Here is a 14,425-nt window from a genome sequence, read left to right as displayed (position 1 = left end):
ATAGTCATATAATAAATTGGAGTAAACATTGAGGAGCTAATGAATGAAACTTTCAGATGTAATTATCAGATTAATTTTAGCTGTAGTCGTGGGTGGACTTATAGGACTTGAAAGGGAAAAAAATAATAGAACTGCTGGGTTTAGAACCCACATTTTAGTGACGGTAGGTGCTGCTATCATATCTATGATACAAATTAATATAATAGCAGATGTACAGAATTCTGTTGCAGGAGACAAGGCGGCAGCGCAACTGTTTAAAGTGGATTATGGAAGACTTCCCGCACAGGTCATATCCGGCATAGGCTTCCTTGGAGCAGGAACAATTATACGTGACAAAGGGTCTATTAAGGGTTTAACTACAGCAGCCAGCATATGGGTAGTAGCCTGTATAGGTATAGCAATAGGTTTTGGATACTATGAGCTCAGTATAGCGTCGCTGGTATGTTTGTACTTGGCTCTGGTATTTTTAAAGAACTTTGAAAAGAAGTATATAGATAAAACAAGAGAATTTACATGCTCAATAACATTTAGCGATAATAAAATGGCACTTGTAGAACTTGAGAAGTATACTCGAGAGAATGGTATCAGAATTAAGCATATAGAGTATCCTGAGGAAAATGACGATGAGGAGGAGCTTGAACTTACTTACACATTCATAGTACCGAAAGACAAACGTGGCAGTGAATTGGCAGCACAACTGAAAAATGTCCAATATATAAAGGAAATCAGAGTGGAATAAACATAAATAATATACAATAAAGGATGATTAAAATGCGTAAAGGACAAACTTATGAATTTGAAATAGAAACTACGGAATTTCCGGCTACAGGTATTGCTCATCTTGACGGACTTAAATGCTATATAAAAAATGCAGCGGCAGGTCAGAAGGTTAAAGCTAGAATTACCAAGAAAAGAAGAGAATATGCAGAGGCTAAGCTTATTGAAAAGGTAGAAAAAGCACCTTACGAGATAGAATTAAAATGCCCGCATTTTGATTTTTGCGGCGGCTGTTCTCATCAGTTCATGCCCTATGAACTTCAGCTAAAAAATAAGGAGAGGGAAGTTTTACAGCTATTTGAGCAGAATGGATTTAAAGATTACATATATGAAGGAATTTCATCGAGCCCTGAAATTTTTGAATATAGAAATAAAATGGAATTCACCTTTGGGGATATGGAGAAAGACGGAGAGATGACTCTTGGTATGCATATGCCTAATAAGGGTTTCTCTGTAACTACAGTTGATCAATGTATGCTTATTGATGAGGATATAAGAAAAGTATTGGTTGCTACACTTGAATATTTCAAGGAACTTAAGGTGCCAAAGTATAAGGTAATGAATCATGAAGGATACCTTAGAAACCTTGTGGTAAGAAAATCTAAAAATAAGCAGCAAATTTTAATAAATCTTGTAACAACATCTCAACTGGAACTTGACCTTAAAGGTTATGTAGATAAGTTACTAGCACTAGATTATAAAGGAAAGGTTAACGGAATTCTTCATACTACTAATGATAACCTGGCTGATGCTGTAATTCCAGAAAAGGTCGATGTTTTATATGGAACAGATTATATAGAGGAAGAGATACTTGGACTTACCTTTAAAATAAGCGCCTTCTCCTTTTTTCAGACAAATTCGCAAGGTGCGGAGAAGCTTTACTCAATCGTTAGAGAATTCATGGGAGATGCTGATAACAAAACAGTATTTGATTTATACTGCGGTACAGGTACCATAGGTCAGATTGCAGCAGCAAAGGCTAGGAAGGTTATAGGCATAGAACTTATTGCAGAAGCGGTGGAAAGTGCAAAAGAGAATGCAAAATTGAATGGCATAACCAACTGTGAATTTATAGCTGGTGACGTCGCTAAGGTCATTCAGCAGGTAAAAGACAAGCCAGATATAATAATACTTGACCCGCCGAGAACAGGTGTACATCCTACTGCTATGGATTATGTTATAAAGTTTCAGGCTGAGGAGATTATCTATGTGTCCTGCAATCCGAAAACGTTGATGAATGATTTGAAGGTGCTGGAGGCTAGAGGATATAAGATTGAGAAAGTTAGAGTGATGGATATGTTTCCGATGACGGGGCACGTTGAGTGTGTTGTCTTGATGTCAAGGGTGGAGAAGTAGCTCTACTAAAAATACTGATAAATAAAGGGTTTCCAGACATTAGGTTTTTCTCACGGTTACTTTGCCGGAAGAAATAATGTCAGAAAACCCTTATTTTTATTGTTTGCGGTAACATATCAACTGCCTTGAAAGTGATAGGGTTGAGTTGATAGGTTAGATATATTAACAGGGTTGAGGAGACAGGATGGATGTAAATTTCCGCTTAATTTTCTTCACTGTTTTCTATTTCTTTCAATGATACCCCGTCTTTCGTTTTCCATTCTACCAGTCCATTTACGTGCCCGCCAATGACAAAGGCAGCAGCATATGATGGGCTACGAAATAAGATGTTTTCTTGAAGTATTCCATTTTCATCTATTTTGGCTTTTTGTCTGCGTTCTTTAATTCCAGGTGGAATGCTATCAGAATCTATAGTTTCTATACGACTGCCTTGTAAGACGACAAAGCCCTCGTTTGTTTGCTTACAGCTTGCCTCAATTACTTGTCCACTCTTACGACTTTTTCGCTTCATAAAGAGAAGCAATTCTTCTTCGGGAGATTCTACAGTGATAGCTGCTTTTGGTTTATCTGTTAGTGGTTCGAATAATTTATGTCCAAGAGCGCCCATTATAATCTTAGCGTAATCAATGAACTCTTCAAGCTCACTTTCTTTTTCCTCGGTTATATTTCCTGGAGTAGGGTCGTTTCCATTCTTAACCACATACCGGTTTGCCTCTACTGCAAGTCCACAAAAGCGGTTCTCAAGATAACTTATCTCTGTGGGACCAAAGGAGTTATTGGACGTAGTGAATACAACAGCCTCTGTCCAATAATCTTTATCAGGATTTCGCTTATGTTCTATCAACCGACAGAGAAGACCCTCTCCATTTTTTCGTACTCCAGCTTGACCAATATAAACCATATTGTCGTCTGTTTGATCGGAAGTGCCAAATAAGAAGTAAACACCGCTCTGTGATAAATCTTCGCGTCCCTTGCACTTATCTAGTTCTGTTCGAGGTATTTTGTAAGCCACGCCTGTCCAATTAGCAAGAGTACACTTTATTCTCCCATTTGGTGTGCCATCCATTAAAAACAAATTTATACTTTTTCCTCGTTTAGCCATAATCCTTTACCTCTCTCGTAACAGCTTATTTGTTATTTGAATCATTGTAAGGAGTTTCAAATGGCTTTCCTTCAGGGTTATACGTTAAATTGAAAACAAGATCCGACAGCCATTTCTTAAACGAAGGATTATCATTAAACTGCTTAAATAACTCCATATTATCCGCCATTATACTAAATATAACCGACTGAAGGGCACGTTCACTTTCCATACGCGCATTTTGCTTGTCTGAATTTTTCATTGCGTTAATATAGCGCTCGTCTTTTGTAACCATTCCTGGTATTTCTAGAATTTGGCGGCGAACATTATCAGCATCGTTCCAGTCTATATTGCCGAACAAGTCATTAAATGATGAAAGAATGCTAGAAAGCAAATCCATTTCTGGCTCCACTATGCCACCTACACGACCAGCAGGTACAGGGCCAATCTCAGCGTCAGCATCATCTAATACAAGAGACATAGAATCACGAGCTTCCACTCGGTAACTATCTAAATCAATTGAATCTAGTATCCCTTGAGATAAATCATCTTCTTTGGGAGAAGGAAGTTTAGGTATTAATAAATTTAAAAATATTGATAGCTTTTCCCATTCTGCATTACCGTAAGGAAGAATAGCTCCAAGAAAGCCGTATGTTCGAACAAATGCTTTTGCTGCACTTTTGAATTCAATTTTCCCTTCGTCATCAAGCTCTTTGTAAATAGCAGTACATGCATCGAGGATAGGATCTAACCTATCACGTTCTGCACCATTTAAGTACAGTTCAACAAGCGAATCAACATGCCCACTTTCGTATACTTGATGGGATTCCATAATTGCTATGAGATCATAAAGCTTGTTCGGATCAGTTTCATTAGACAGAATAGTTGTCCGATAATATTTTGAGAATGCTGCTTCAATGGTCTCTGTTTTATTTGCAAAATCAAGTACAAAAGTATCATGTTTCTGAGGATGAGAGCGGTTCAGTCGAGATAGAGTCTGAACCGCCTTTATATCAGATAGCATTTTGTCAACGTACATTGTATGGAGTAGTGGTTCATCATAACCCGTTTGGAACATATCAGCCACTATAAGAAATCGATATGGATCCTTACGGAACACCTTCTCAATTGTATTATCTGGGAAGCCATTAATTGCTGCAGAGGTTAAAGTTTTACCACCATATTCTTTTTCCCCAGAAAAAGCAATAATAGCTTTATAAGGACTACGCCTGTCAGCAAGGCATTTATTAATTGCGTAATAGTATTCTATACAGCGCTCTATACTACTCGTAACCACCATAGCTCGCGCTTTTCCTCCGATTTTTCCTTTTGAAATAACCTGATCATGAAAGTGGTTCACCATGATTTCTGCTTTTTGTGATATGGCAAATTTATTGCTTTCTACAAATTGACGGAGTTTCTTTTGTGCTTTTTTCTTGTCAAATAAAGGATCATCTTCAATGGTTTTAGCAAGTCTGTAATAACTGTCAACAGGGGTATAGTATTTAAGTACATCTAAAATAAAACCTTCTTGAATTGCTTGCTTCATTGTATATACATGGAACGGACGATGTTTAATTTCATCTCCGTCTTGGTATGGGATACCAAACATTTCAAGGGTTTTGTTTTTCGGAGTAGCGGTAAATGCAAAATAGCTAGCGTTCTTCAGCATTTTGCGCCCTTCCATAAGACGGTTGATTTTATCTTCAAAATCTTCCTCTTCTCCAGTAACTTCACCTGATAATACAATATTCATCTTAGCCGACATGTTACCGCTCTGTGATGAATGGGCCTCGTCAATAATTATGGCAAAAGAACGCCCTTTGTGTTCTGAACCTATACTATCAAGAATAATAGGGAACTTATGTACAGTAGTTATTATAATCTTCTTACCGCCATTGATTGCTTTCCTTAAATCATCAGAGTGTTCTGCCCATGCTACAGTGCTAGAAACCTGCATAAATTGTTTTATCGTATCTCGAATTTGTTTATCAAGTATTACACGGTCTGTAACAACTACCACAGAGTCAATGATGGCTTTTCCATTCTTTTCGAGCCCTACGAGTTGATGAGCCAGCCATGCAATAGAATTTGATTTTCCACTACCAGCACTATGTTGAATTAAGTATCTTTGGCCAACACCATTATGTCGTACATCTGAGAGGAGACTTTCAACAGCAGACAGTTGATGGTAACGTGGGAAAATTTGTGTATATGTTTTCTTTTTTGTTTCCTGGTCTACTTTTTCAACAACTTGAGCGTAATTTTCGATTATATGTGCAAGCATATACTTTTCAAGGATGTCCTTCCATAAATAATCTGTCATTATACCAGAAGGATTTGGAGGGTTGCCGGCCCCATCATTGTACCCTTTGTCAAATGGCAAGAACCAGGAAGCTTTACCATCAAGCTTAGTACAGAACTTGACCCTTGCATCATCTACTGCAAAATGAACCATACAGCGTTTAAATTGGAAAAGCAGTTCCTTTGGATCACGATCGGTTTTATATTGATATACTGCATCATCAACATTCTGCTTTGTAAGTTGATTTTTAAGCTCGCATGTTATAACCGGCAAGCCATTGATAAAAATGCACAGATCAAGGGCAAGACGAGTCGCATCCTTTGAATATTGGAGTTGTCGTGTAACGCTGAAAATATTTTGCTCAAATAGCGCTTTTGCTTTTATGTTCTTCTCACTTGGTGTAAGATAAAACATAACCAGGTCGGCAGGATAAACCTTAATTCCATTACGAAGTACATCAATAATTCCGCGTTTTGCTATTTCACCACGCAGTCGGTTTAGAAACTGAGCCTTTTTTAAGTCGCTTTTAAATACACCGAGCTTTTCCATTTCATCCGGCTGCGTCGCTGAAAGAAAACGGAATAGACGTGTTTCATCAATAGCATAGTCTCGGTTATAGTCAGCATTGCTTCCTTGCTCATAACCGTTTTGATTTACAAGCCAATCTACAATCAAAGATTCCAGACCACTTTCTCGTGTATTAGTAGCAGTCATTTATTCCACCTCCGTTCTTGTTATAACAATGGATTAATAAATTGAATTAGCGCCGTAATTGCCGCAGCAAACTCAGCGGTTCCTTTTAGCATTTTCAATCCGGAAACTGCAGTTTTTATAAAACCTTTTCTAGGGTTTTCAGATTTTATTTCTTCTTCTATAACTTCTAAATTGCTATTCAAAATTTCAGCATCTTCGTTTGATAAACCATCAGCAGTTTTTCTCACTGCTTGTATCAACTTTTCAAGTTGGGTAGTATCAATGCCCACTGTATTGGTTGCTGAAATGGAAGCATTGTCGTTGGCAATATTGACTTGTCCATTTTGTACTGTAATTGAATAAATAATTTTTTCATCAACTCCCATATCAATTCCTATCTTGGTTAAGTATCTTTCTATATGGTGAATTAATACCATAACAACTCGGTCGTTGAATCCTTTGATTTTGTCTTGATATTTTTTTGAAGACGAATATCCAAAGGCAACGCCTAGATGTATTTCGATGTTATTTTCAGCAATATAGTTTAAGATTGCAAAGACATTTCGAATCTCTTCTTCATCTGTATCTCCAAGAGAAAAAATACATCTTCCGTAAGAACGACTAACTTCGTCAAACTCTTGTTTCAAGTCTTGATCACAAACTCCACAAGCTATAATGTAATCAATAATAATAGGTGTATTTTTAATAAATGCAATAAATTTTGATAGCACATTTGTATAGTCGTTGAAATCAGCTTGTAGAAGACGACTAGAAATACTGTTGAAATCATACATGATTTTTCTTAAGTCTGCTCTATTCAACTTCATAATTTTTCACCCCACAAAACGGGCAGTAGCACCCGGTCATACTTAGAATAGGCTTTACTTTGGCAGTGCGCTTGCAACACGGAAATGATACGATTTCTAGAGCTTCAATGCCAGAACGAATTGGATTTTCAGGCTCATGCTTGGGACGTTTTCCAGCCTTAAAAGTAACAGGTCCTTTCCTAAATTGACGCTCCATTTTTTTAAATTCTTCGTGGATCATGTCCATCGCCTTGTTTTGCGCCATTGCCATAGCCAACTCTAATACATCCTCTGTAATGTAGTCTTCTCCTACAAGGCCACAACTTGGACAAAAAAGTTCAAGTACGCCATCGTCCTCAATATCAGAAGGAGTAGCTTTGAAGAAAGTACCACAGTTGGGGCATTGCAAAAGTATATATCCATCGTTATCTGCTGGTATAGATATTTCCATATGAAAATCGTCGCTCATGTTATTCCACCTCCATTTCTCCGTCTTCTTCATCTAAGACGAGATTATCATCAATTTCATCGTCGATAGTTTCATCAGAGTCGGCTTCATATTCAGGTATTTCGATATCACGTACATCGACTTTTCCCGTTACCACATCGGAAATAAGGCGGGTACGAAATTCCTTTAAAGTAGTAACTTGCTGTTTGATTGATAAAATTCCTTTATCTAATAGAGTTGTTTTTGTTTTAATTTCATTATAAAGCTGTAGTTGTTCTTCTATTGTTGAGGGGAGAGCAACCTTTAAGCTTAATAACTTTTTATTATTTATTGCAGGATAAGAAACACCTATTGAATTTTTTATTACCTCATTGACAAAGTAATCTGAACTCAATGCATAAGATAATATCTCTGGTAATACTGTTCCTTTAATAGGTGATAGAACAGAAAAGCCAGTGGAAACAATACAATGCTCTATATCATGATCAATAAAACACATAGAACGAAGATAAGTTCTAACTGTTGAAATAATGGTATCTCCATATTTTACAACTCTTCTTGCTCGTGAAGGAGCTTCATCAAATCTATAATGTACGGGTTCTTGTTTAACATAGCCAAAACCGACAGAACTAATATCTAAATAATCAAATTCAAAATCTGCTTCAGTTGACGAGTTAAGTGATTGTAAATTGCTTTTAGCCCAATATTTTAAGGGTTTAACACTCCACGTAGATGGAATACTCCCTAGTCCGGAAATTCCACTTTCCTTCAACTTGGCGTGGGAATCTAGCCCCTTTGTAACTACGTTATTTATAATAGCTTGTCTTTGTTCATTAAATAATGCAATCTGCTTTTTCTTTGCTCGAATTAGTTTATTGATTTTAGCAAGCTTCCAATCGAGAAAGCGAACGATTTGGTCTTGTTCCTCGCGGGGAGGAAAAGGAATGCGAATATTTCTAATATCTTTATATCCTATTGACTGTCTCACACCGCCTCCCATTCCGTAAAACACTTTTTGGGTGTCATAGGAATGAAGGAGATATTGTAAATATGCAGCATTTTGAAAAGGCTTAAGGCAAGTATACGCAGATGTGATTATCCCACGTTCCTTTACAAGCCCAGTCCTTAAACTTTTTTTATCATTTTGTAAATCCGTAAGCCTCAGAATAATATCATTCTTATCTACAATTTGGTAACTACTATAGTCTTTCGGGGCTAAACCAAGATCAACATTTTTACGAGGTACAATTTTACCATAGCTTAATGAAAGAACCTTTTTTTCAATATTTCCTGTGTTTTTAATTTGCTTCTTCTCCGTACATGTTTGCGATAAATATAGCCATTGCCAATGTAGTGGTATCAACCCTAGCCAATCGTATTCTGTATTTTGATATTTTTCATAGGGTTTCAACATTCTCTCAACCCCCTATAATCTCAGCAAGTAATCCGTCTGTTTCTTCTTCGAGTGAACGAATGTCTGCTGTTATTTCTTCTAGTGTTCTTAGCTGAATCGGTTTATAGAAATATTTTGTAAAACTAATTTCATAACCGATTTTTGTCTGCTTTTCGTCAATCCATGCATCGGGAGCAAAGGGCTTTACTTCTTTTTCAAAGAATGCTTCGATGCCACCTTCATAGGTAAAAGGGATTTGTTCTGTATCTGTTAGCTCTTTATTGACAAAAGGTTTTCCTTTTTTATCTCTCTGAATAGTGCCATCTTCGTTATATGCAGGGCGAAGAACAGTTACTTTCCAATAACCGAACTCGTTGTTATCAAAAATTTTGCTATACTCATTTTCCTCAAAAGCCATATATAAATCCAAAATCTGGCGCCTAATCTCAGAAGTGAATTCACAGTTCTTTTTCCCAAGGTTTTTACGAAGAGGCGACTTTAAAGAAGTAGCATCTATAAGTTGAATCTTACCCTTTCTGTGTTCAGCTTTATTGTTAGAAAGAATCCAAATAAAAGTGCCAATTCCTGTGTTATAGAACATATTTTCTGGTAGCGCAATAATCGCTTCTACAAGGTCGTTCTCTATCATATAGCGTCGGGCATTACTTTCACCTTGTCCGGCATCACCTGTAAATAAGGAGGAACCATTATGCACTTCTGCGATACGGCTACCTAACTCGGTAGTTTTCTTCATTTTTGCAACATTGTTGAGTAGGAAAAGTAACTGTCCGTCACTTGTTCTTGGAATCATACTGAAATTAGGATCTTCAGCAAAGTTGGTCACAAAACGACTGTCCATAATATCTTTCTTGCCACCGAGCTTATCTGCATCAACTTTCCATGATTTACCATACGGTGGATTACTTAGCATGAAGTCGAACTGGTAGGTAGGGAATTGGTCGTTAGAGAGGGTGGAACCAAACCCAATATGGTCCGCCTGATCTCCTTGGCCTTGTAATAGTAAATCAGACTTAGCTATAGCATACGTTTCTGGATTTATTTCCTGGCCAAAAAGATGAATAGATACTTTCTTGCCAGCTTTTTCAGCAAGCTCCATCAGGCGGTCTTGGGCTACGGTAAGCATACCACCTGTACCGCAAGCCCCATCATAGCATGAATAAGTTGCATCCTTAATTTTATCCGCTACTGGTACAAAAATAAGATCGGCCATTAATTCGACAACATCACGAGGGGTAAAGTGTTCTCCGGCCTCTTCATTGTTTTCTTCATTAAAGCGGCGAATAAGTTCTTCAAATATTACCCCCATGGTATGGTTATCAAGACCTGGTAGACGAATTTCCTTTTTTTCATCATCTTTATAAACCGGGTTGGGACTTAAATTGATTGTAGGTGATACAAATTTTTCGATAACAGCACCAAGTATATCTGCATCGATCATAGTGTCTATTTGGTTGCGGAATTTGAATTTATCTAATATCTCCTGAACATTAGGAGAGAAACCATCCAAATACGCTATAAAATCTGCCTTTAAAGTTTGTTTCTTTGCTCTAGAGGTTAAATCACGCAAGCAAAAAGGTGAACTGTTGCAAAATGACTGTCCAGCTGTATTGCATAGTGCAGCAGTCTGATTGGTGATACCTGCCTCGTCTAGTTTCTTTTTCATTTCAAGAACAGCAGGTTTAGTTTCCTCTAATACAGCATCTAATCTGCGGATTACTGTCATAGGCAGGATTACATCTCTATATTTACCTCGTACATATACGTCTCGCAGACAATCGTCGGCTATTCCCCAAATAAAGTTTACTATTGAATTATAGGTTTGGTTATCCATATAAAACGCTTCCTTTCCATATTTTCTTTGTTGTTGAATGTTCATTTCTTCTCTTCGTGAATTAACTCCATAATATCTGTTATATCACAATCAAGTGCTTTACAGATTTTGACTAATACATCTGTAGTGATGTTTTCGCCTTTACCTAGTTTTGCAATAGAGGCAGAACTAACACCGCTAAGTTTTTTTAGATCTTGTTTATTCATATTTTTGTCAATTAGCAGCTTCCATAGTTTGTTATAACTTATATACATTATAAGCCTCCTTGGGTCGCATCTTTTTTGTTCCAAGAGCGACCAAATAATTCATCGCCGCCTTCATTAAGATGCAATACGGCTGTTTTGTTAAGTATAGACCTTGTTTTTTCAGAGTAAGCACCATCTTTATCAAGAGAGATGAAAATCTGTTTTTTACTTTGCATGTACAACTCCATTATCTTGTCAATCGGAGCATCACCTATGTTTTTAAAAATTAGAGAATCGTGAGCAATAGCAGGTAGTGGAGTTAATTTAAGAATGCTCAAGTCAAAAATAATAAGGCTTTTAAATGAAGTCCCCGTACCGGTATCGTCAGGAGTGTAAAATTCATATCTCTTTCCATTATCTAAATCAATAACAGGAGCCTTACGGGTTTCATCATAAATAAAATCATTGAAACGGACCATCTGCTCATTAATTTCGCTCTCTATAAAACGCAGTTCTTTTTCTTGGGCTATTCTAAGATTTTCAGAGGCTATTTTTACCTCCTCCTTTAGATTAGTTGAATTAATATAGGCACTATTTTGTGCTTCCAGCATATTGATTTTTCGTTCTATTTCTGAATAATTTTCTAAAAAACGTTTTGAAAGATTCGCAGGAATACCAAGTTTCCGTAAATCATCTTCAAGTCTAGATATTTCTATTTCAGTAGACTCAATTAATACCCGCAATCTTTCCGCCTCTTCAGTCATTTCGTCGCTTAATATTTGCTGCATCTTACCATGAAATCTGTTAATATCTTTAATTTTTCTTATATCCGCCTCTGGAAAGAATTGCGCTAATTCAACTATATCGCTTTCAGATATAACGCGTTCGCCACTCAAGTTTTTTGTTACAACTTTAAGTTGAGATAATAGTCTGCTTCTCTGCCTCTTAATAGAGGTTATTTCAGCTTTTATGGCTGACGCTTCTTCCGCATGGACTAGATCATCATGTGATAAATCTTTGTCTATTTGTTCTGTGAGATTAACTAAAGCTTCCCGTAATCTTGCAATTTCCTTTTCATTTTCTTTATACTGACGTTTTGTTGTAATTGAGAAGGGCAAAAGCTCAAATTTCCTTGCCTTTTTAAATGTTGCAAACTTATCTTTCTTCATTGACTCAACCGTTTTATATTCTTGAATTCTATCAAAAACATTAAAAAGTTTTTCTAAAGCAGTGATTGCCTTTTCAGCTGGTTCTGAGCTGGTTGAGTGGAGAGGCTTTTTCTCAGAATGATTATCTTTACCGTAAATTCTGAAATAGCGCCCGACAACATCTCTAAAAGTAACATGAGGAAGATTAATATTGTATTTTGAAAATAGAAAATCTTTAAACTCCTGAAGTGGTATAGTTTTTTGAATATTATAGTTTTTATCGCAAACAGAAACCTCCTCACTGTTAACAATATCTCTACAAAAATAATAGTGTTGATTATCAAACTTAAAAGCAAATTTAATAAAGTGGTTTTTCAGTTTGTGTGCAGCATCTGAATACTTGTAAGTATCGCCTCCAAAAACATAATCTATGATTAGAAGGAACGTAGATTTACCAATAGAATTATCTGCTGATTGGCCGCCGAGCACAGTATTAAGTCCTTCATGGAAAATGATAGGTTTTCGGGGCTTTCCATAGGACATAAATTCATCACAATGTATTTCAACTAACATATATCAACACCTCTCGATCTTCGTCGTATTCAATCTTCTGTAATGCATAAAGAGAATCGAGGATTTCTATATATTCGCCCACATCAGATATCAGAGGCCGCATCTTCATGTAAAGAGTTATTACTGATTGTGGAGAAATTGACAGTTCTTTAAGGACAAAAGGGAATTTAGACAATATACTTTCGTTATATGTGAAAATTTTATTCGGCAATAACATCGAACACCTCGCACTTCTGTACGAAATATGAAATAATCACTTCGCACGGTTCTTTACTTTCATTTGTGTTTTTAGCAAGCCAATCAACTAATTTATAATAGATATCAGATTGTGATAAACCCTGATCACGTAGATTCCAGTAATTTAATTTCACTTGCATGGAGAATGGCTCAAACCGTAATTGACCTTCTTTACTCAACTGTTGAAATAAATTCTCAACATAAAGATAGTAGATATTAACACTGCTTTGAATTTTGATAAAAAGAGGGACATTGTCTCTCTTAATCTTTCTTTTTACTTCAACTGGATCGTAGTTTAAAGGAATCAATTCTGTGAATGGAGTGGTGCTTATTTTTCTTAAAACTCTATTTACGCCCTCTTCTATCTTTGAATCAGCCAAAGCTTCAATAGCATTAGCTTCTAGCATAAGATGTCTTTTAATATCTGCCATGCGTTTAATATCATCTTGACTTGGAGATAACAAATACTTATTTTTACATTTTGGACACAAAGCAATAAGGTTTTCATAGCTATCAGGTTTCAATTTTGGATCGATTTGAGCAATTTCGTAATTAGCTGCTGTCTTACCATTGTTGCTCGTAACATACAGAGGTTGATAGCAATTATCGTTGGGGCAAATACCATTTGACTCTAAAATTAGACGTAGACCAAACTCGTTTTTTAGCACGTCAACACTTATTAATTGGCCACTTTTACTTGATGTAGAAGTGGCTTTTTTGCTTTTTCCTGATGTTGCACTTTCAATAAGAATATCTTTGAAAATTTTAGCGCACTTTTCAGGCGTATTGAACGCATTAATGTCTGGAAAATACTCCGAAAGTTTACTACCTAAGGAGCTTTGAGCGTCTTCATTTGCCGAATTAATATAGTTCTCAAACTTATCTATATCTATGTATTTATTAATTTTTTTCGCCATAGATGAAATAGGCCTAGTGCCATTAAAATAGCTTTTTAGAGCTGAACTTGTAACGTCATGAATAGGGTTGTAATCTCCATCCATATCATCTGGAAAAGTAGTGATATTAGAGAACAACTCTTTAGTAAATTCTGCAGTATTTGCCCCAGAACCTAATATGGGCATCAGGATTTGTGCGAATTCGCTAAATGTCAATATCAATAGAAATTACCTCCTTCATGCTTTGTATCCGGTTGTATCCATCTGTACCCATCTGTTAGAGATGGTTTTTTTATTTTTACTACAATTGTTTCAAAGGAAGTTGACACTGTACAGTCCATCTGTAATGTACACAACTTTTTACAATTATATCACGTATTTTCGCAAATTTCAATTTTATATTTGCGAACGCATCAATATACTGCGCGAATAAAAACAAATTATCTTTATTAAGTGAAACGGAGGTGAGGGCATGGAAGTGATTAAGAATGGTAATGGTAAGACAGTTTGTCGAGCAGATGCTTCAAATAAAATAGTTGAAATTGTTCAGAGAGGGTTTAAGACAGTTATTCAGTTCATGGAAGATGGCACCATGAAAGTTATTAACTCTGAGGCAATTTAAGAATTGTGATCAAGCAATTATACGAAATAATCCGCAGAGCCGCTAGACGGACA

13 protein-coding genes are annotated in these 14,425 nt (G+C 36.4%); 3 read left to right on the top strand and 10 right to left on the bottom strand.

Features of this window, described 5'->3' with window-relative positions; translation table 11 throughout:
* The first annotated feature begins 43 nt into the window (after positions 1 to 43).
* On the top strand, positions 44 to 739 hold the full coding sequence (locus tag CLORY_RS01965) for an MgtC/SapB family protein (protein ID WP_079421844.1): 696 nt from the start codon (positions 44 to 46) through the stop codon (positions 737 to 739).
* 32 nt (positions 740 to 771) lie between these two features.
* Entirely contained in the window at positions 772 to 2,133 is a 1,362-nt protein-coding gene (gene rlmD / locus CLORY_RS01960) for a 23S rRNA (uracil(1939)-C(5))-methyltransferase RlmD (RefSeq protein WP_079421843.1), read from the top strand.
* 202 nt (positions 2,134 to 2,335) lie between these two features.
* On the opposite strand, the gene CLORY_RS01950 is transcribed toward rlmD, so the two are convergent.
* The 10 genes from CLORY_RS01950 to CLORY_RS01905 are packed head-to-tail and all read right to left on the bottom strand — an operon-like array spanning position 2,336 to position 13,972.
* Positions 2,336 to 3,235: a GIY-YIG nuclease family protein gene (locus tag CLORY_RS01950; RefSeq protein ID WP_009052922.1), complete on the bottom strand. Its 900-nt coding sequence runs from the start codon at positions 3,233 to 3,235 to the stop codon at positions 2,336 to 2,338.
* A gap of 25 nt (positions 3,236 to 3,260) precedes the next feature.
* Entirely contained in the window at positions 3,261 to 6,233 is a 2,973-nt protein-coding gene (locus CLORY_RS01945; protein WP_074097863.1) for a type I restriction endonuclease subunit R, read from the bottom strand.
* Positions 6,234 to 6,253: 20 nt separating this feature from the next.
* The gene (locus CLORY_RS01940; RefSeq protein ID WP_198963675.1) at positions 6,254 to 7,039 is read right to left on the bottom strand and encodes a hypothetical protein; all 786 of its coding nucleotides are present in this window, start codon (positions 7,037 to 7,039) and stop codon (positions 6,254 to 6,256) included.
* On the bottom strand, positions 7,026 to 7,487 hold the full coding sequence (locus CLORY_RS01935; RefSeq protein ID WP_074097862.1) for a TFIIB-type zinc ribbon-containing protein: 462 nt from the start codon (positions 7,485 to 7,487) through the stop codon (positions 7,026 to 7,028). The genes CLORY_RS01940 and CLORY_RS01935 overlap by 14 nt, the downstream gene beginning before the upstream one ends.
* A 1-nt stretch (position 7,488) precedes the next feature.
* Positions 7,489 to 8,880 carry a restriction endonuclease subunit S gene (locus CLORY_RS01930; protein ID WP_058085663.1) on the bottom strand — a complete coding sequence of 464 codons (1,392 nt, stop codon included), beginning with the start codon at positions 8,878 to 8,880 and terminating at the stop codon, positions 7,489 to 7,491.
* 4 nt (positions 8,881 to 8,884) lie between these two features.
* Complete coding sequence (locus CLORY_RS01925; protein WP_330384069.1) at positions 8,885 to 10,756, bottom strand: type I restriction-modification system subunit M; 1,872 nt, start codon at positions 10,754 to 10,756, stop codon at positions 8,885 to 8,887.
* The gene (locus CLORY_RS01920; protein WP_058085662.1) at positions 10,753 to 10,965 is read right to left on the bottom strand and encodes a helix-turn-helix domain-containing protein; all 213 of its coding nucleotides are present in this window, start codon (positions 10,963 to 10,965) and stop codon (positions 10,753 to 10,755) included. The genes CLORY_RS01925 and CLORY_RS01920 overlap by 4 nt, the downstream gene beginning before the upstream one ends.
* Positions 10,965 to 12,617, bottom strand: coding sequence for a DUF2326 domain-containing protein (locus tag CLORY_RS01915; RefSeq protein WP_058085661.1), 1,653 nt, complete (start codon positions 12,615 to 12,617; stop codon positions 10,965 to 10,967). Before CLORY_RS01915 ends, CLORY_RS01920 begins: the two co-directional genes overlap by 1 nt.
* Positions 12,607 to 12,834 carry an ABC-three component system middle component 7 gene (locus CLORY_RS24165; RefSeq protein WP_058085660.1) on the bottom strand — a complete coding sequence of 76 codons (228 nt, stop codon included), beginning with the start codon at positions 12,832 to 12,834 and terminating at the stop codon, positions 12,607 to 12,609. The genes CLORY_RS01915 and CLORY_RS24165 overlap by 11 nt, the downstream gene beginning before the upstream one ends.
* Positions 12,818 to 13,972 (bottom strand): ABC-three component system protein, encoded by a 1,155-nt coding sequence (locus CLORY_RS01905; protein WP_058085659.1) that lies wholly within the window; start codon positions 13,970 to 13,972, stop codon positions 12,818 to 12,820. Before CLORY_RS01905 ends, CLORY_RS24165 begins: the two co-directional genes overlap by 17 nt.
* A 250-nt stretch (positions 13,973 to 14,222) precedes the next feature.
* Here CLORY_RS01905 and CLORY_RS23170 point away from each other — a divergent pair, with 250 nt between their 5' ends.
* Complete coding sequence (locus tag CLORY_RS23170; protein ID WP_165475739.1) at positions 14,223 to 14,372, top strand: hypothetical protein; 150 nt, start codon at positions 14,223 to 14,225, stop codon at positions 14,370 to 14,372.
* The last annotated feature ends 53 nt before the right edge of the window (positions 14,373 to 14,425 follow it).

This window comes from Clostridium oryzae (assembly GCF_002029235.1).
In the GTDB taxonomy this organism is placed as follows: domain Bacteria; phylum Bacillota; class Clostridia; order Clostridiales; family Clostridiaceae; genus Clostridium_AE; species Clostridium_AE oryzae.
Note: the sequence above shows the minus strand (reverse complement) of the source record. Positions and strands in the feature narration are given on the sequence as shown.